12 protein-coding genes and 2 pseudogenes are annotated in these 18828 nt (G+C 64.1%); 7 read left to right on the top strand and 7 right to left on the bottom strand.

Features of this window, described 5'->3' with window-relative positions; translation table 11 throughout:
- Window positions 1-204 precede the first annotated feature (204 nt).
- Both AB4Y34_RS32510 and AB4Y34_RS32515 read left to right on the top strand, forming a co-directional pair.
- On the top strand, window positions 205-2562 hold the full coding sequence (locus AB4Y34_RS32510; RefSeq protein WP_368718402.1) for a UvrD-helicase domain-containing protein: 2358 nt from the start codon (window positions 205-207) through the stop codon (window positions 2560-2562).
- Window positions 2559-3353 (top strand): 5'-methylthioadenosine/adenosylhomocysteine nucleosidase, encoded by a 795-nt coding sequence (locus AB4Y34_RS32515; protein WP_368718358.1) that lies wholly within the window; start codon window positions 2559-2561, stop codon window positions 3351-3353. Before AB4Y34_RS32510 ends, AB4Y34_RS32515 begins: the two co-directional genes overlap by 4 nt.
- A 12-nt stretch (window positions 3354-3365) precedes the next feature.
- Here AB4Y34_RS32515 and AB4Y34_RS32520 read toward each other — a convergent pair.
- A pseudogene (locus AB4Y34_RS32520) lies at window positions 3366-5214 on the bottom strand (propionate--CoA ligase).
- 751 nt (window positions 5215-5965) lie between these two features.
- On the opposite strand from AB4Y34_RS32520, the gene AB4Y34_RS32525 reads away from it, so the two are divergent.
- Complete coding sequence (locus AB4Y34_RS32525; protein ID WP_368718359.1) at window positions 5966-6214, top strand: hypothetical protein; 249 nt, start codon at window positions 5966-5968, stop codon at window positions 6212-6214.
- A gap of 625 nt (window positions 6215-6839) precedes the next feature.
- Here AB4Y34_RS32525 and AB4Y34_RS32530 read toward each other — a convergent pair.
- The gene (locus AB4Y34_RS32530; RefSeq protein ID WP_368718403.1) at window positions 6840-8105 is read right to left on the bottom strand and encodes an MFS transporter; all 1266 of its coding nucleotides are present in this window, start codon (window positions 8103-8105) and stop codon (window positions 6840-6842) included.
- Window positions 8106-8584: 479 nt separating this feature from the next.
- Between AB4Y34_RS32530 and AB4Y34_RS32535 the strand changes: the two genes are divergently transcribed.
- A complete protein-coding gene (locus AB4Y34_RS32535; protein ID WP_176124008.1) occupies window positions 8585-10186 on the top strand; it encodes a methyl-accepting chemotaxis protein in 1602 nt (533 codons plus the stop codon).
- Here the strand turns inward: AB4Y34_RS32535 and AB4Y34_RS32540 are convergent.
- Window positions 10141-10459, bottom strand: a pseudogene (locus AB4Y34_RS32540) (hypothetical protein); the annotation flags it as partial. The gene AB4Y34_RS32535 and the pseudogene AB4Y34_RS32540 overlap by 46 nt on opposite strands.
- A gap of 108 nt (window positions 10460-10567) precedes the next feature.
- On the opposite strand from AB4Y34_RS32540, the gene AB4Y34_RS32545 reads away from it, so the two are divergent.
- Genes AB4Y34_RS32545 through AB4Y34_RS32555 form a run of 3 tightly spaced genes read left to right on the top strand, consistent with a single transcriptional unit; the run spans window position 10568 to window position 13557 of the window.
- Window positions 10568-11884, top strand: a complete 1317-nt coding sequence (locus tag AB4Y34_RS32545) for a hypothetical protein (protein WP_368718360.1) — start codon at window positions 10568-10570, stop codon at window positions 11882-11884.
- A 14-nt stretch (window positions 11885-11898) separates the two neighbouring features.
- On the top strand, window positions 11899-12717 hold the full coding sequence (locus AB4Y34_RS32550) for an ankyrin repeat domain-containing protein (RefSeq protein ID WP_176124010.1): 819 nt from the start codon (window positions 11899-11901) through the stop codon (window positions 12715-12717).
- 18 nt (window positions 12718-12735) lie between these two features.
- Window positions 12736-13557 carry an ankyrin repeat domain-containing protein gene (locus tag AB4Y34_RS32555; RefSeq protein WP_176380416.1) on the top strand — a complete coding sequence of 274 codons (822 nt, stop codon included), beginning with the start codon at window positions 12736-12738 and terminating at the stop codon, window positions 13555-13557.
- 114 nt (window positions 13558-13671) lie between these two features.
- Here AB4Y34_RS32555 and AB4Y34_RS32560 read toward each other — a convergent pair whose 3' ends face one another.
- From AB4Y34_RS32560 to AB4Y34_RS32575, 4 genes are read right to left on the bottom strand one after another with little or no spacing between them, the layout of a single operon-like run.
- Complete coding sequence (locus tag AB4Y34_RS32560) at window positions 13672-14571, bottom strand: HlyD family secretion protein (RefSeq protein WP_176135534.1); 900 nt, start codon at window positions 14569-14571, stop codon at window positions 13672-13674.
- 13 nt (window positions 14572-14584) lie between these two features.
- Window positions 14585-14785, bottom strand: a complete 201-nt coding sequence (locus AB4Y34_RS32565; RefSeq protein ID WP_013089944.1) for a DUF1656 domain-containing protein — start codon at window positions 14783-14785, stop codon at window positions 14585-14587.
- Complete coding sequence (locus AB4Y34_RS32570) at window positions 14775-16991, bottom strand: FUSC family protein (protein ID WP_368718361.1); 2217 nt, start codon at window positions 16989-16991, stop codon at window positions 14775-14777. The genes AB4Y34_RS32565 and AB4Y34_RS32570 overlap by 11 nt, the downstream gene beginning before the upstream one ends.
- A gap of 8 nt (window positions 16992-16999) precedes the next feature.
- A complete protein-coding gene (locus AB4Y34_RS32575; protein ID WP_368718362.1) occupies window positions 17000-18625 on the bottom strand; it encodes an efflux transporter outer membrane subunit in 1626 nt (541 codons plus the stop codon).
- Window positions 18626-18828 lie beyond the last annotated feature (203 nt).

An 18828-nucleotide genomic window follows, 5' to 3' on the forward strand; every position in this document is an offset into this window, starting at 1 on the left:
CCCGCTTATGAGCTGGCGGTTTGAGCTGTCTTCTTTGCCTACTTTGTTTGCAGCAGCAAAGAAAGTAGGTGCCGCCCCGCACAGGGGCAACGCTAATAGACCGACAAGCCAGCAAGGAAAGGCCAAAGAAGCCAGAACAACGACAAAAAAGCGCCGCCCCCGCCGGGGCATATAATGTCCCCCGAACTGCGCTTCGCGAAAAAAATGCCCGACCTCCTTTCGAATCTAAACCCCGAACAACACGCCGCCGTAACGCTCCCGAATGAGCCCGCCCTGATCCTGGCGGGCGCCGGCAGCGGCAAAACCCGCGTCCTGATCACCCGCATCGCGTGGCTGATCCAGCAAGGCCTCGCGTCCCCCGCGACCGTCCTCGCGGTGACCTTCACCAACAAAGCCGCCCGCGAAATGATGGCGCGCCTCTCGGCGCTCTTGCCGATCGACACGCGCGGCATGTGGATCGGCACGTTCCACGGCCTGTGCAACCGGATGCTGCGCGCGCATCACCGCGACGCCGGGCTGCCCGCCACGTTCCAGATTCTCGACACCGCGGACCAGCTGTCGGCGATCAAGCGTCTGATGAAGGGCCTCAACATCGACGACGAAAAGTACCCGGCGAAAAATCTCCAGTACTTCATCAACAACGCGAAAGAGCAGGGCCTGCGCCCCAAAGACGTCGACGCCACCGACAACTTCAACCGCAAGTTCGTCGAGCTCTACGAAGCCTACGATCAGCAATGCCAGCGCGAAGGCGTGGTCGACTTTCCCGAACTGCTGCTGCGCTGCTACGAGCTGCTCGCGCACAATCCGCCGCTGCGCGCGCATTACCAGGCGCGCTTCAGGCACATCCTTGTGGACGAGTTTCAGGACACCAACAAGCTGCAATACGCGTGGCTCAAGCTGCTCGCGGGTCAGCACAACGCGATCTTCGCGGTCGGTGACGACGACCAGTCGATCTACGCGTTTCGCGGCGCGAACGTCGGCAACATGCGCGACTTCGAGCACGAGTTCAACGTGCGCAATCTGATTAAGCTCGAACAGAACTACCGCTCGCACGGCCATATTCTCGATGCCGCGAATCAGCTGATCGCGAACAACTCGCGCCGCCTCGGCAAGAATCTGCGCACCGACGCAGGCCACGGCGAACCGGTGCGCGTCTACGAATCGGCGACCGATTCGCAGGAGGCCGGCTGGATCGTCGAAGAGATCCGTGCGCTGATCAACACCGGCCTGTCGCGCAGCGAAATCGCGGTGCTCTACCGCAGCAACGCGCAGTCGCGCACGATCGAGCACACGCTCGTCAACGCGGGCATCGCGTACCGCGTGTACGGCGGCCTGCGCTTTTTCGAGCGTCAGGAAGTCAAGCACGCGCTTGCCTATCTGCGCCTGATCGACAACCCGAACGACGACACCGCGTTCGGCCGCGTCGTCAATTTCCCGACCCGCGGCATCGGCGCGCGTTCGATCGAACAGCTCGCCGACGCGGCGCGTCTGTACAACTGCTCGATGGCTGCGGCGATTCCGTACGTCGCGGGAAAGGCGGGCTCGAGCCTCGCCGCGTTCGCGAACCTGATCGGCAAGATGCGCGCCGACACGCAGCAGATGAGCCTGCCGGAGACCGTCGAGTACGTGGTCCGCGCGAGCGGTCTCGCCGACTTCTATCAGAACGAGCGCGAAGGCCAGGAGCGGCTCGAGAACTTGCAGGAACTCGTCAACGCGGCCGCCGCGTTCGTCAGCGAGGAAGGCTACGGGCTCGATACGCCCGCGCGCTCGATCCCGCTGCGCCCAGGCGCCAGCGCCGCGCCCGAACTCGCGGTCGCGACCGACGATCCGAACACGGTGGTCCTCGACGCCCCGGGCATCGCCGATCCCGCACAAAACCCCGACACGATGACGCCGCTCGCGGGCTTCCTGTCGCACGCGTCGCTCGAAGCGGGCGACAACCAGGCGCAGGCCGGCCAGGAAGCGGTGCAGTTGATGACCGTACACGCGGCAAAGGGGCTCGAATTCACCGCGGTGTTCATCACCGGTCTCGAAGAAGGGCTGTTCCCGCACGAGAACAGCGCGATGGAGTCGGATGGCCTCGAAGAAGAGCGGCGCCTGATGTATGTCGCAATCACGCGCGCTAAGGAGCGGCTGTATCTGTCGTTCGCGCAGAGCCGGATGCTGCACGGTCAGACCCGCTACAACATCCGCTCGCGTTTCTTCGACGAATTGCCGCAGGAAACGCTGAAGTGGCTCACGCCGAAGGTCGAGGCGGGCTCGCGCTGGGGCGGTCGCTCGGACAACGCCGGCTACGGGCGCGACTGGTTTGCGCGGCCGGGCTACGGCGGTGGTTCGGCGACGGCGGTGACTTCCGCGCCGGCGCCCGCCTTCGCGAACGAGCAGCGCGCGGCCGAAACGGGCTTTCGCGTCGGCCAGCAGGTGTTCCACACGAAGTTCGGCGAAGGCACGATCACCGCGCTCGAAGGCAACGGCGCCGACGCGAAAGCGCAGGTCCGCTTCAAGCGGCACGGCGAAAAGTGGCTGGCGCTGGCGGTAGCTAAATTGCAGGCGGTCGAATGAGCATGCCCTTCAACGTCAGCCACGGTGCACGGCGACCGCTCGGCATTCTGGCCGCGTTGCCGCAGGAACTCGGCGACCTGATCGAAGCGATGCGCGCCGAGTCCGGCGTGCGCACGGTCAAGTACGGCCAGCGTGACTACCACGTCGGCACCGTGCACGGCACGCCGTGTGTCGTCACGCTAGCGCGCGTCGGCAAGGTTGCCGCGGCCGCGACGGTCAGCGCGCTGATTCACGCGTTCGATGTCGAAGCCGTGGTGTTCACCGGTGTCGCGGGTGGCGTTGGCGTCGATGTGCATGTCGGCGATATCGTCGTCGCGAGCACGCTGATGCAGCACGATGTCGACGCGTCGCCGCTGTTTCCGCGCTTCGAGGTGCCGCTGCTCGGCATGTCGCGCTTCGCCGCCGATGCGGCGCTCGCCGATCGTCTCACGCTCGCATGCGAGCAGTTCGTCGCCGAAGAGGGCGCGGCATGCGCGGCCCGGTTCGGCACGCGCGAGCCGCGCGTGCATCGCGGCTTGATCGTCAGCGGCGATCAGTTCGTCGCGAGCGCGGCGGCCGTCGCGGCGCTGCGCAACGCGCTGCCCGACGCGCTCGCGGTCGAGATGGAGGGCGCGGCGATCGCGCAAGTCTGCTACGAGTACGGCGTGCTGTGCGCGGTCGTGCGCACGATCTCCGATACCGCCGACGACCACGCGCCCGGATCGTTCATGTCGTTTCTGACCGGCATCGCGGGCACGTATTCGAACGCGATCCTCGCGCGCTTTCTGGGCACGCGCCACGCCGCGGGCTGAGCGCCCGCTGGTTTATTTCTTCGTGCCGTCGCCGAGCGCGTCGCGCACCTGCTGTAGCGCGGCCGGATCTTCGATCGTCGGCAGGTCGCCGGGCTCGCGTCCCTCGGCGAGCGCCGCGATAGCGCGGCGCAATAGCTTGCCGGAGCGCGTCTTCGGCAGCATCGATACCATCACCACGCGTGCGGGCCGCGCACTCGCTCGGGTCGCCTTCACTTTGCGCGCCGCGCAGCACGACGAAAGCCATCGCCGCCTGACCCTTGACCGGATCGGTCACGCCGACCACCGCGACTTCCGCGACGGCCGCGTGGCTCGACAGCGCCTCCTCGATCTCGCGCGTGCCGAGCCGATGGCCCGCGACGTTGATCACGTCGTCGGTGCGGCCGAGGATCGTCACGTAGCCGTCCTCGTCCTGCACGCCCCAGTCGAACGTCGAATAGACCTGCTGGTTCGGCACGCTCGACCAGTAGGTGCCGACGAAGCGCTTGTCGTCGCCCCACACCGTCGACATGCAGCCTGGCGGCAGCGGATAGTCGAGCGTCAGCACGCCTTTCTCGCCGGGCGCACAGGGCTCGCCGGTCAACTCGTCTCGCACGGTCAGGCTATAGCCGACCGACGGCACGCCCGGCGAGCCGAGCTTGGTCGGCAGTACCTCGATGCCACGCGGAATCGCGAGCATCGGCCAGCCGGTTTCGGTCTGCCAGTAGTTGTCGATCACCGGCTTGTTCAGCGCGGTCGAGATCCATTCGGCGGTCGGTTCGTCGAGCGGTTCGCCGGCGAGAAACAGCGTGCGCAGGCTCGACAGATCGGCGGCCTTCATCAGCGCCGGGTCCTGCTTCTTCAGCACGCGTATCGCGGTCGGCGCGGTGAACATCAGGTTGATCTTGTGCTGTTCGACGAGGCGCCACCAGATGCCGCCGTCCGGGCGAATCGGCGTGCCTTCGTACATCACCGTGGTGAGGCCCGCGATCAGCGGCGCGTACACGATGTAGCTGTGGCCGACCACCCAGCCGACGTCGGACGCGGTGAACATCGTGTCGCCGGCCTTGCCCTCGAAGATGTATTCCATTGATGCCGCGAGCGCGACCGCATAGCCGCCGACATCGCGCTGCACGCCCTTCGGCTTGCCGGTCGTGCCCGACGTGTATAGCACGTAGGATGGCTCGTTCGATTCGAGCCATTCGCACGGCACGTGGGCGTCGAAGAACTGTTCGCGCAGCGGCTCGTAGGCGACGAGGTAGGGCGCATTCAGGCGCTCGGGCGCGAGCTGTCGGTCGACCAGCAGCACGTGCGGCGTCTTGTGCTTCGCGCGCGAGAGCGCTTCGTCGACGAGTGGCGTGTAGTCGACCACTTTGCCGCCGCGCGCGCCGGCGTCGGCGGTCACGATCAGCACCGGCTTCGCGTCGTCGATACGCGCGGCGAGGTTCGGCGCCGCGAAGCCGCCGAAGACGACCGAGTGGATCGCGCCGAGCCGCGCGCAGGCGAGCATCGCGAACAGCGCCTCGGGGATCATCGGCAGATAGATCAGCACGACGTCGCCGCGCTTCGCGCCCAGCGAACGCATGACCGCGGCCATGCGGTTGATTTCGGCGTACAGCTCGGCGTAAGTGTACTGGCGCTCGATGCCGGTTTCGGTCGATACGTAGACCAGCGCGTTTTGCTGTGCGCGCTCGGCCAGATGGCGGTCGACCGCGTTATGACAGAGGTTCGTGCGGCCGCCGACGAACCAGCGCGCGAATGGCGGCTTCGAGCGGTCGAGCACGGTGCCGAATGGCGTGTGCCAGTGAATACGCTGGGCTTCTTCGCGCCAGAAGGCTTCGGGGTGTTCGATCGAGCGGCGGTGGAAATCGCGGTAGCGGGTCATCGGCGGCGATCCTCGTGCGGCGGGAGTGGACGGGGGTATGAAACGGCCGTGCAATTTGCGCGCCCGGCGCGGCGCGGGTTATCCGCACAAGCATAGCTACGGGCGGGAGGGTGAGCAAGCTGGTTCGCCGCAAGGGCGAAGAGCAACAGGAAAAAATCGTTGTTCCTCAGATTCATCCGTCGCCCATATCCAGGTTTCTCGATGCCAGGTAGGGTGGAGACGGCCAACGTGGCACATCGCTTTTACCCAAACATGGAGGTTTGCTTGCCCAATCGATACGCTTCCGAGCGTGGTAGTCCGCGCGTTCCGGCCTGCGCGAGGTCTCAGGTGTTTCTACGCTTTGATGGTCGTTTTTTGACCATGAGTGGTCAGGTTTCCCGCAACTATGCGGCAGTGTCCGGCAGAACGGATAGCAGGGGCAAATTCGATTATTCGTCGATGCGTCAGCGCGAAGAAGGTGTGGGTCCGATTCCGCCCGGTCAATACTGAATTGATCCTTCGCAGATGTGGGAGAACCATTGGTACAACCTTGCTCCGCGTGCCGCATGGGGCGATCATCGGATCACGATTCATGTCTATCCGGGAAGTCAGACATTTGGACGCGGAGGGTTCTTTATTCACGGTGGCACGCATGCGGGGAGCGCGGGTTGTATCAACCTGCATGCTGGGATGGAAACTTTCGTGCGCGACCTGAAGGAGGCGGCGACGCCGTCGCCGGATTGCTACATTCCACTAACGGTCAGGTACTGACATGCGGAAAACCAGATTTGTCCGTGTTTTCGCTGGCGTAGTTTTACTTGCCATTGCCATTGCCGTTGCTGTCGTCGCGTTCAACGTGGTCAACCTTAACGAAGCGTATGGAAACGGCGAGCCCTACTATTCGCGTACGACGAACATGGACAAGTGGACTGATCCTTTGCCAGTGCTGGGCGTCGTCGACGGTGTTGCGGTTGTCGTAGTTGCCGTGGGCTTTTTTACGTGGAGACGGATGCGGGTCTAAGGCGCGGGTGGTGTTCTTTGCGGTGTTGGCCTTTGCTTGCTGGCTTGTCGGTCTATTGGCGTTGCCCCTGTGCGGGGCGGCACCTACTTTCTTTGCTGCTGCAAAGAAAGTAGGCAAAGAAGACAGCTCAAACCGCGAACTCTTAAGCGGGTCCCTCGGTCCGCGTGAGGTAGTGGTGCATCTGGAATCCGTGCTCCCGCACATTCCGCGTTCGTGACACGGCAGTCATTCTTCCGGCGGCGCTCCGCGCGCCGAATCCCCGCTCCAAAACCCCTCGTTGTTTCGGCGCCTCGCCGAGGCGCAGCCGAGGGCTCCCCGCTGCGCGGGCAAACCCGCCGGTTTCCCCGGCTGACCCGTCCGCGACGTAGTGCGGAGTGGGAGGAATGATGGCTTTGTCACTGCCGGGGAATGTGCGGGGGCACGGATTCCAGATGCACCACTACCCCTGCCAAGCCAGGGGACCCGCTTATGAGCTGGCGGTTTGAGCTGTCTTCTTTGCCTACTTTCTTTGCAGCAGCAAAGAAAGTAGGTGCCGCCCCGCACAGGGGCAACGCTAATAGACCGATAACAAAGCAAGGAAAGGCCAACACCCTGTGAAGAACGAAAGGCCCATCCCACAGCGATATCACCCCTTCACCCGCTTCTCTTCAACATCCGGCAACAAAACAGTGAGCACCCCAATCAAAGGCAAAAACGAACAAACCTTATAAACAAACCCAATACTGGTCGCGTCAGCCAGCTGCCCAAGCACCGCGGCGCCAACGCCGCCCAACCCAAACGCAAAACCAAAGAACAACCCGGCAACCATCCCCACCTTCCCAGGAATCAACTCCTGCGCATAAACAAGAATCGCCGAGAACGCCGAAGCAAGCACCACCCCGATCACAACAGTCAGCACCCCGGTCCAGAACAGATTCGCATACGGCAGCAGCAGCGTGAAAGGTGCGACGCCAAGTATCGACACCCAGATCACATACTTACGCCCGATCCTGTCGCCAATCGGCCCGCCGATCACCGTCCCCGCCGCGACCGCCGCGAGGAACACGAACAGATGAATCTGCGCGGCCTGCACCGACAGATGGAACTTGTCGATCAGATAGAACGTGAAATAGCTGTTGATGCTCGCGAGGTAGAAGTACTTGGAGAACACCAGCAGCACCAGCACGCTCATCGCGAGGATGATCTTGTTACGCGGCAGCGCCGCATGCGCCGCGTGGCCGCGCGCCTTCTTGACCGACGGATGCTGCTTGTACCAGCGGCCGATCTGCGTAAGCACGAAGATTGCGACGAGCGCCGCCGCCGAGAACCACGCAATGCTGCGCTGGCCATGCGGAATCACGATCAGCGCGGCCAGCAGCGGGCCGAGCGACGAACCCGCATTGCCGCCGACCTGGAACAGCGACTGCGCGAGACCGTGACGGCCGCCCGAGGCCATCCGCGCGACCCGCGACGACTCCGGATGAAACACCGACGATCCGCAGCCGACCAGCGCCGCGGCGACCAGCAGCACGCTGAAGTTCGGCGCAACCGACATCAGCAGCAGACCAGCAAGCGTGAAACCCATGCCGACCGGCAGCGAGTACGGCTTCGGGTGCTTGTCGGTATAGCTGCCGACGAGCGGCTGCAGCAGCGACGCGGTGATCTGGTAGGTCAGCGTGATCAGACCGATCTGCCCGAACGACAACGAGAAGTTGTCCTTGAACATCGGGTAGATGGCGAGGATCAGCGACTGGATCATGTCGTTGAGCAGGTGCGAAAAGCTGATTGCACCAAGCACGGAATACACGGTGCGCTGCACCTTGGCGGCCGCCGGCGCGGCGGTGACCGGGGAGGCGCTCGCCCCCGTTGCGGATGCGCCGGCGAGGGCGCTTTTATCGAGGCTCGTTTCCATACGCGAGTAGAAGAAGATCAGGCAAATGGGAGAGAAAAAATCGGCGCTGGAACCGGTGCGGCAGCGCGCTTCGTAGGCGCGTTCCGCCACCGCTGCGTCATTTGGTCGCGGCAACCGGCGTTTTGACTATTTAACCGAAGTTTAATGTGGCCGGAGCGAATTGTAAGGACAAGTTTTGTCGCGAATCGGACACGGGGCCGGATGACTTTGCTTTCGGCGAGGAAAGACGAATAGTCTGCTCCGCGCTGTCGAGGCATTTTTGGCGGGTTTTTGTCTGCGGTATAAAGCGCTCGCGAATGCGCGGCTCACGAAGCGGCGCATCGAACATGGGACCGGGAACGGCCGGCGGCGCACGACCCGCCGTCGTCCGAATCGCGCGACATTCAAGATCGCGCGGCAGTCTGCCGTAGACCCGGAAAGACAAGCGGGGACGCCGGAACCGACCTTTCCGGCGCGTCGACACGTGGGGGTTGGGGAGTATGGAAGCAGTGGCACACAGCGCGGCGGCAACGAAGTTCAACGGCCTGTCGGTCAAGGCGACCCTGCGGATCGCGTTCGCGATCCTGCTCGCAGGCACGCTGCTGATCGGCGTGTTTTCGCTGCTGCAGATCGGCCGGCTGAACGCGTCCGCGCAATCGATCTACGACCAGGGCCACGTCGCGAGCCGCGCCGCCGAGGAAGCGCGCGGCCACATGCTGCGCGCGAGCCGCGCGCAAAAAATGCTGCTGACTGCGACCACCGCGAAGGAGCGCGACGAACTCGGCGCCGACATCGAGCGTGGCCTCGCCGGTCTGAACGAGCAACTGCGCACGCTGCAGCAGTATGTCGATCCGTCCGACGCGAAGGCGGTCGCCGCGCAGAAGGCGTTCGCCGCGGCGATCGGAACCTGGAGCACCCATCTGCGCGACTTCGTCACGCTCGTGAAAGCGCAGCCGCTCGATCTGTCGCAGATGAACTGGCAGGTCGGCACGCAGGACGTGTCGCTGCTCGTCGAAACCGGCAAGCTCGAAAAGCTCGTCGACGAACTCGTCACCCAGCGCGGCACCGCCGCGAAGGCGACGATCGACGCGTCCGGCTTCATCTACCAGTCGTCGTTCGTGATGATCGCGGTGATGACGCTCGCACTGATCGTGCTCGCGTTCGGCATCGCGGCGTGGGTCGTGCGGCGGCTCACCGCGCAGCTCGGCGGCGAGCCCGCGTACGCGAAGGAAATCGCGCGCCGCATCGCCGCGGGCGATCTGTCGAACCGCATTACGCTCGGCGGCAAGGACCGTTCGAGCATGCTGTTCGCGCTGTCCGACATGCAAAGCGGACTCGCGACGACGGTCGCCGACATCGCGTCGAGCGCCGATGCGATCGCAACCGCGTCCGGACAGATTTCGATGGGCAACCTGGACCTGTCGCAACGCACCGAGCAGCAGGCGCTCGCGCTCGAGCGCACCGCGAGCAGCATGGAACAGCTGACGTCGACGGTGCGTCAGAACGCCGACAACGCGAAGCAGGCGAGCACGCTCGCGAACAACGCGTCGGAGATCGCCGAGCAGGGCGGCGCGGTCGTGAGCCGCGTGGTCGCAACGATGAACGACATCAACGACAGCGCACACAGCATCGGCGACATCATCGGCGTGATCGAGGGAATCGCATTCCAGACCAACATCCTCGCGCTGAACGCGGCCGTCGAGGCGGCGCGCGCGGGCGAGGAGGGGCGCGGCTTTTCGGTGGTCGCGGCGGAAGTGCGCAATCTCGCCCAACGGAGTGCTGCGGCCGCGAAGGAAATCAAGGGCTTGATCCAGACGTCGGTCGAGCGCGTCGGCAACGGCTCGACGCTCGCCGCGGAAGCCGGTCAGACGATGGACGAAGTCGTCAAGGCCGTGAAGCGCGTGACCGACATCATCGGCGAGATTTCGGCGGCGTCGTCCGAGCAGAGCGCCGGTATCGAGGCGATCAATCTCGCGGTCACGCAGATGGACGCGGGCACGCAGCAGAACGCCGCGCTGGTGGAGGAGGCCACCGCCGCGGCCCGCTCGCTCGACGATCAGGCGCGCGGGCTGAAGGCGATGGTGGGGCAGTTCCGGCTGTAAAAAGCGGCGCGGTGGGAGCTGGGGGCCGTTTCTGGCCCAACGACTACCGTGCAGGTCGTGCTCGCCGCCGGCATCACATCGGCCGGCATCGAGTCGATCTTCACGCGCACAGGCACGCGTTGCGCGAGGCACTTCGGCCGGATCGCTGACGCGCACGAGCGGCAGCCTGGCTTCCTCGAAATAGCCATACACCCAGAACGAGTGACTATCGACGATCGCGAGCTTCGCGGCGCCGGCGGTCGCATAGTCGCAGCGGAACACCGCGAGGTTCGTCGAAAGCCGATTTTGGGCGGTCGCCCATGTACGGACTGCCTGTCGCACGGTAATTATCTGACTGCCGTCAACTCCGGCAGCGACTTCAGATAGACCAACGACACACCTATGTCCCTGTCCGTATTTGAGATGCACTCCGTGGAGCTGTTCTGCCAGCGGCCACCGGGTGCCTGTTATGTCATCTGTGACGAGTGGCACTATAAAGCGTGCCTCGGCAAGGCCGCAGACCGTCAGAAGGCCAGGGCGGAGACCCGGGAGTTTCTCGAGATTGCCGCACTGAATCACAGGGAGTGGGAGGAGGACCGGAAGCTGGTCAGGCGCATCCAGAAGAGTGGCTGGCTGTTTTTCCATAGCGCGCGGCACCGTAACCCTGACACCGATGGCTGGTGGGTCATCGTTGCTCTTCTCGAAGAGGTTCGCCGGGGCAAACTGCTTGCCATTCGAGGTCCGCGTAATAGCCTGTTTCCGTCGCCCTACAGCAGCACGCCGTTAAGGAATCCCGTAGCGAGGACCGGCAGTCATCCGGACGGCGAACCCATTCTATCCGTCGAGTATGCCCCGGCCGCCTGGCAAGCCCAGTTAGCCGCTGCGCGCGCAGCCAGGGCGACATCGCCACACATCGAGATACCACAGGCACTGACCAAGGCGCAGCGGTGGCGGACGCGCAAGGCGCTGATTGCGACGGGCAATGCGGCCATGTCCGGGCGCGTGCGGGCGGCGGCTGAACGGCTCGCGCGCAACAATGTCGCGGTGGAGAAGGCCAGACTCTCCGATCATGTCTACGAGCCGTCCGGGCCGGTGCCCGAAGGGTGGGTGAACCGCAGCGGGGATAGGGAGTTTCTGGATCGGTACGGGCTTGATGCCATGGACTTTGCAATCAGGGGCTCGAACTTCAGGGCGCAGCTATACGAACCGGATGCGGCGGTCTTCGGTGCCGATATGAATCCGACACTCGCGTTCAAGGGAACCGAAATGACAAGTCTGGCCGACTGGTCAAACAATGTTAACCAGAGCGTGAATATCGCATCGGAATACTACAAACGGGCAGTAAGGAGTGGCACCAAGCTACGTGAGATCACAGAGCGTATCGACATAACAGGTCACTCGCTAGGCGGTGGCCTGTGTTCTGCCGCTTCTTTGGCCAGCGGCAAGGACTGCTGGAGCTTCAATGCCGCCGGTCTGCACCCGAAGACGGTCGAACACTACGGCGGCCAGGTCACGCCATCGAACATCAATGCCTACCATGTGAATGGCGACATTCTGACCGTGGCACAGACGTGGACGCCCCTGCCAGGTGCAGCCGGTACTCCCTATCCCCTGCATGGCAGCGGCTCGCCCCTGTCGCGCCACTTCATCACACAGGCAATTGACGGCATCGAGCAGCAGAAGGCGGAGGACATCACCGTACTTGAAACACTGTCATAGCGAGGCTGAAAGCGATGAAAACACTCAGCCGAATCTTTATCGTGCCGGCGCTGTTACTGGCGCTATCTTATGCGGTTCATGCAATGAAAAAATTTCCCGCCACTGATTTTTTTAGCGGCCCGCAACTCGAACTGGCGCAGGCCATCGAGCGGGGTGACATGGAGCAGGTCCGGCGACTGGCACCGAAGACGGATCTGAGCACGCCTGGGCGCAAGAACATGACGATGCTGTTTTTTGCGTTTCAGGAGGCGTTGCAGCGCGACCCGCATCGGCTTGCGGTTATGTCGGAGGTGGTGAAGGCCGGCGCCGATCCCTTGCAGGAAGTGCCGGATTTTGGCGATCCGCTCGGGGTCGTGCTCAACAGCGCGCATCCGGAATTTCTGCGCGCGATGCTGGACAGTGGGGTTGATCCCAACACCATGATCGAGGGCCGCAGACCCATCGTTTTCTTTGTTGCAAGCGATCGCAAATTGGGCTCGCTCGAGCTGCTGGTGGAGCGTGGCGCAGATGTGAACCGGCGTGATTCATTGCGCAACACATCTCTCTATGAAGCGCTAACTGGCTATGACACCGAGGCAGTCAATTACCTTCTCGATCACGGAGCCAACCCCAACACTTACAACATCAATGGAATCTCGTTCCCAAGACAATTGGAATCGCAAATGGAACATGTAGGCACCACCTCTAAATCAGGTGTCAAACTGGTTGAAATCCGGGATCGCATCATCAGGATGGGCGTGAAATGGCCCCCGGAGACTCCGGCTCAGATACGGGCGCGCTGGGGGGCAAACGCACCGCGCCGGCTCGATGACAGCAAGCTTCCGCTGCCTTGAATAACGAGGCTGAAAGCGATGAAAACACTCAGCCGAATCCTGATCGTGCCAGTGCTGTTACTGGCGCTATCTTCTGTGGTTCATGCAATGAAAAAATCTCCCGCCACTGATTTCTTTGGCGGCGCGCAACTCGAACTGGCGCAGGCCATCGAACGCGGCGACATGGAGCAGGTCAGGCGGCTGGCACCAAAGACGGACCTGAACACGCCCGGACGCAAGAACATGACGATGCTGTTTTTTGCGTTTCAGGAGGCGTTGCAGCGCGACCCGCATCGGCTCGCGGTTGCGTCGGAGGTGGTGAAGGCCGGAGCCGATCCCTTGCAGGAAGTGCCGGATTTTGGTGACCCGCTCGGAGTCATGCTCAACAGCTCTCACCCGGAATTCCTGCGTGCCATGCTGGACGGCGGTGTTGATCCAAATTTGATTTCAGAAGGCACCCCGATAATTTTTGATGTTGCAAAGGAGTCGACATCCGCCTCACTCAAGCTGCTGGTGGAGCGTGGCGCAGATGTGAACCGGCGCGATTCGTTGCGTAATTCAGTGCTATTTGAAGCATTAATGAACAACGCACTCGACCAGATCGACTACCTTCTCGATCACGGCGCGAACCCGTCCACTTACAACATCAACGGCGTATCGTTCCCATTCGCGCTTTCTCATGACATCAACAGAAACGCGCCCGCGCCCGATTCACCGGCCTACAGGAAACTGGTCGAAATCCGGGATCGCATCATCAGGATGGGCGTGAAATGGCCTCCCGAGACTCCGGAACAGATAAAAGCACGTTGGGGAGCCAATCCTCCGCGCCGGCTCGATGACAGCAAGCTTCCGCTGCCTTGACGCAGCTTCACGCTGGCGAGAGGTTAGAAGTTCTTAACCGCCTCGCACACGACAAGGCGGATAGGGCTGAAGGCGACGATGAGGCAGTTCCGCCTACAAAAAACGATGCGCTCGTCAGCTCGCGTTGGCCGACGCGAAGTGGGAGTTGGACCCCGTCCCCGGCCGCACGACCACCGTGCAGGTCGTGCCCGCCGCCAGCATCACATCGGCCGGCACCGAGTCGATCTTCACACGCACCGGCACGCGCTGCGCGAGGCGCACCCAGTTGAAGGTCGGATTCACGTCCGCCAGCAACTCGTGGCTTTGCGGATTGTCGCGGTCGTAGATGCCGCGCGAGATGCTCTCCACATGGCCTTGCAGCGTGCCGCCGCTCATCAGCCGCACTTCGGCCTGATCGCCGATGCGCACGTGCGGCAGCTTGGTTTCCTCGAAATAGCCATACACCCAGAACGAATGACTATCGACGATCGCGAGCTTCGCGGCGCCGGCGGTCGCATAGTCGCCGCGGAACACGGAGAGGTTGGTCACGTAGCCATCGACCGGCGACACGACGCGCGTGCGCTCGAGGTTCAGCTTCGCGGCGTCGAGCGCGGCGAGCGCCTGCTGATAGGCGGCACCAGCGGCGGACGCGGTATGCGTCGCGTTTTCGCGGCTTTCCTTCGACACCACCTGCGAATCCATGTCGGCACGCCGTTGCGCGTCGTCGCGCTTCATCTGCAATTCGGCCTTGCGCGCGGCCACCGCGGCCTGCGCCTGCTCGACCGCGATCTGATAATGCGACGGATCGATCTGCATCAGCAGGTCGCCCTTCTTCACGAACTGGTTGTCCTTGACCGGCAGATCGACGATCGCGCCCGACACGTCCGGCGCAACGTTGACGATCTCGGCGCGTACGCGGCCGTCGCGCGTCCACGGTTCGTCCATGTAATGGACCCACAGCACGCGGCCAATCAGGATCGCGACGATGAAAATGACGGCTGTCGCGATGAAGCCCACAAGATTTCGGATGGTCATGTTTCGACTCTGATCAACGATAAACGGCGAGGCCGAGAAGGCCGCACACGGACACGAGCAAGCTCGCCCGGAACAGGGAGGGATGCCACACCACGCGATAGAGGCCCGTATAGGCGATCACGCGATCGAGTAGCCAGGTCAGCGCGGCGCCCGCGATGAACAGCAGCAGAATGGCCGGCACATAGGCATCGAGCACGGCGATATCACGCGGCATGAGGAGCTCCTTCTTCTGAGGTGTCCGCGCGCGCGCCGATCGCCGAGGCGAGCGGCGACTGCGGATCGAGCAGCGCGGTACGGATGAAATGCAGTTGACTGAGGATGCGCAGCAGTTGATGGCGTTCTTCGCGCGATGGCGTGAAGCCGGCCATCAACTGCTGTACTTGCGCGATCGCGTCGGCGGTCGTCGCGAGCGCGCGCGCGAAGTGCTGTTCCCGCGGCCGCTCGAACAGCGCCGCGAGCGCATCGCGCAGCGCACGCAGTGCGACGCGCCACGGTGCCGCCTTGTGGTAGCGCGGCTCGTTGGGCAGCGTCGCGATTTCGCGGCGCAGGTCGATCACCGCGTTGCCGACCTCCAACACCGAAAACAGCCAGCGCAGCGTGTCGCGCTTCGTCTCAGGCTCGTTCTGCGACAGCGAGTTGATCTGGAACATCAGATCGCGCGCGCCGCTCTCGAAGCGCGAGCGCACGCGCGCAAGACTCGCGCGGCCAGCCAGCACCACCTGGCGGCGCAGGTCGACGAGCAGGCGGTTGCGCAGCCACGGCGTGGACGGCGGCAGCAGCACCGCGAAAGCGATCGACGCCACCAGCATCGACAGCACCAGCGCGAGCGCGTCGTTCATGAACGAGCTCGGGTCGTAGTGAATCACGTTGTCGGGGCCGGCGAGGAAGCAGAAGAAGATGCAATAGCCGACGCCGTAGCCCGCGAGCTTCGCACGCGTGGTCATGAACACGCCGAGCAGCAGGAACGGCGTGAGCGCGACACACAGCATCACGAAGCCGTCGATGTGCGGATACACGCCGAACACCGCGGTCATGCCCATCAGCGTCGCGAGCACCGTGCCGCCGGCCATCTGGAACGCGGTGCGCTTCGGGTCCGGCGACGACGACGCGAGGGCGCACACGGCCGCCGCGTCCAGCGTCAGCGTCGAGCCGCTCGGCCACGCGGTCGCGATCCAGAACGCGCCGAGCACCAGCATCACGATGGCCGCGCGCAGGCCCGCGACGCCGGCGGCGATCGCATTGGTTTTCGGTTCGTAGCGCTCGATCCAGCGTTCGCGCGCGTGCGTGTCGACCGCGAGCGACGCGTAGGTCGCCGCGTACGCGTGCAGGTCGTCGATGAAGCGGTACAGCAGTTCGGCGCCCGTGTCGAAATCGAGCAACGGCGCGTCGGGATGCGTTTCGAGCTCGTCGCGCGTCGCGCGCACGCGTTTCGGCAATTCGCTCCTGTAGGTGTCGAGCTGCGCCGCGGCGTGCGCGGCGTCGACCGCGCTCAGCACCGGCTCGCCCGACTTCGCGAGCAACGGCGCGATCTCCTTGAAGTACGGCTCGAGCGCGTCGATCGCAATCGACGCACCGTGGGTGCCGTTCTCGCGCAGACGGTTCATCAGCTGATGCAGCGCGTGAAAGCGCGTCGACGCGGTCATGAACTCGCTGTTCAAACGCGCGAGGCGCCCGCCGCGCATCCGCGAATCGGGGCCTTCGAACACGGCGACGCTGCGCGCGGCCTCGAAGCCGACGATGTCGGCGACGAAGCGCGCATTGGTCGCCTCGATCTGCGCGCGGTCGTTGCGGCCGGCCAGCGACGCCGACACGTATTCGACGAAGGCCGAGAAGCGCGCGCGCACAGTGCTGCGCATCTGCTGGCCGGCGAATTGCGGAAACACGAGGCCGCTTACCGCGCCCGCGCAGATGATGCCGATCACGACTTCGGCGACCCGCGTGAGCGCGCTGAGAAACGCGCCGTCCGGATGCTGCCACGCGGGGATGCCGATCAGCGCGGCCGTGTAGCCGGCCAGCACGAAGCCGTACGAACGGAAGTTGCGATTGCGCGCGGCACCGGCGGTGCAAATGCCGACCCAGATCGCGGTCGTAATCAGGAACAGCTCCGGCTGCTGCGCGAACAGGCCGATCAGCGCGAGCATCACGACCAGACCGACCAGCGTGCCGCAGATCCGGTAGAAGCTCTTCGCGAACACGGCGCCGCTTTGCGGCTGCATCACGATGAACACGGTGGTCATCGCGGTGCGCGGCTGCGGCAGATCGAGTTTCATCGCGATGCCGAGCGCGAGGAAACACGCGGCGAGCGATTTCAACAGGTACATCCACACGAGGCCGTCGGTGCGCGCCCAGTGGGCGGCGGCTTGGTAGAGCGCGGCGAACGACGCGGGGCGCGCGGTCGACGGGGAGGGCGAGGAGGACATGGCCTTTGTTACTCGGACGCGGGCGCGCTCGGGGGGCGCGAGACGGTGGTGGCGGTGGTGACTGCATTTGTGCTGGCGTTGGCATGCGGATCGGCCTTTGCCTTCGCCGCGCCGCTATCCGCCGAGCCGCTTCTGCCTTCGTTGTTGCCCTTGCCATGCGCCGGCAAGGTTTCGTTATCCCGCGGACCGTTGGCCGGATCGTCGAGACCGCCGCCGAGCGCCGTTATCAGCGACGCATGCGCGCCAAGACGCTCGGCCTGCACCTTGGCGACGCCTTCCTGCGCACGCAGCAACTGGTTTTGCGCGACCAGCACGTTCAGATAGTCGGTCAAGCCGCGCCGGAAACCCTCGCGCGACAGATCGTAGTTCCTGCGCGCGGCAGCGACCGAGCGGTCGGCGTCGTCGGCCTGGGTGGTCAGCGAACGGATGCGGATCACCTGGTCGGAAATGTCCTTCAGCGCGGTGACGATCGACTGGTTGTAGCGCTCGACCGCTTCGTCGTAGCCCGCCGACGCGGCGCCGAGCTGCGAGCGCAGCCGGCCGCCGTCGAAGATCGGCAGCGTCAGCGCGGGGCCCACGCTCCAGCTATGCGACGGACTCTTCAGGAACTGGAACAGCGGCCCCATCGCCGCATAGCCGCCGATCGACGCGAGCAGGTTGATGTCCGGATAGAACCCTGCCTTGGCGACGTCGATGCCGCGCGCCTGTGCGGCGACCGTCCAGCGCGCCGCGACCACGTCGGGGCGGTGGCCGATCAGCTCCGCGGGCAGCGCGGCCGGCAAACCGGCGGGCGCGGCGAGCGACAACGTCGGGCGCTGGATCGCGTCGCCGGCGCCTGGACCCTTGCCCGCGAGCGCGGCCAACTGATTGCGGCCGAGCGCGATCTTTTCCTCGATCGCGTCGATCTGGCGCTCGTACTCGGGCATCGGCGTTTCGGCCTGGCTCACTTCGAGCTGCGTGCCGATGCCGCCCTTCAGGCGCCGGTTCGCGAGGTCGACGATTTGCTGCTGTTGTTGCAGCGTGGCCTTCGCGATATCGAGCAGCGCGTAGTTCAGCGACATTTCGATATAGGTGCGCACGACGTTCGCTTGCAGTTCGAGCTGCGCGGCGCGCGCGTCGGCGGCGCTCGCGTGTGCGAGGTCGAGCGCGCGCTCGGCGGCGTTCTTGTCCTTGCCCCAGAAGTCGAGGTGATAGGCGAGGGCGAGGGTGCCGGTGTTGTTCCACGACTGCTCGCCGGCGAGCGGCCCCGGCCCGTAGAACACGTTGTCGGGCCATTGTTCGCGCTGGATCGACAGGCTGCCGTTGACTTGCGGCGCGAGCGCCGCGCGCGCGACGCCGGCCATCGACGCCGCCTCGCGCACGCGCGCCTGGGCGACCGCGAGACTCGGATTGCCGGCCTGTGCGTCCGCGATCCACCGGTTCAGCTGCGGATCGTCATAGGCACGCCACCAGGCGGCGGCGGGCCACTGCGCATCGGCGTTGGCGGCGCGAATCGCGTTGCCGGCGTCGAGCGATGAAGGATTGATCGTGCGCGTTTGCGGCGCCACGCCCCCGGTACTTGCGCATCCGGCGATTGTTAATAGGATCGTAAGAACCGAGGCTGCGGCGATCCCTTTGTGTACCGGAGACTGCACGATTTCCTCCAAATTTGACTATAGAACCTTGTGCGCAATTATATTTTTCGATCAATTGCGGAATAACCGGTAAAGATGCAAGGCATTCTTACGAGACATGAGATAATGGCCATTGCTGATCGTGTAACAATCGCTGCCGATTTTTCGCAACTGTGTTGCATGGGATCGGAGCAAGGGCTAGAGCGCAAACTCCGGTCGACAGA

Source organism: Paraburkholderia sp. BR10954, assembly GCF_040965775.1.
Classification (GTDB): Bacteria; Pseudomonadota; Gammaproteobacteria; order Burkholderiales; family Burkholderiaceae; genus Paraburkholderia; species Paraburkholderia youngii.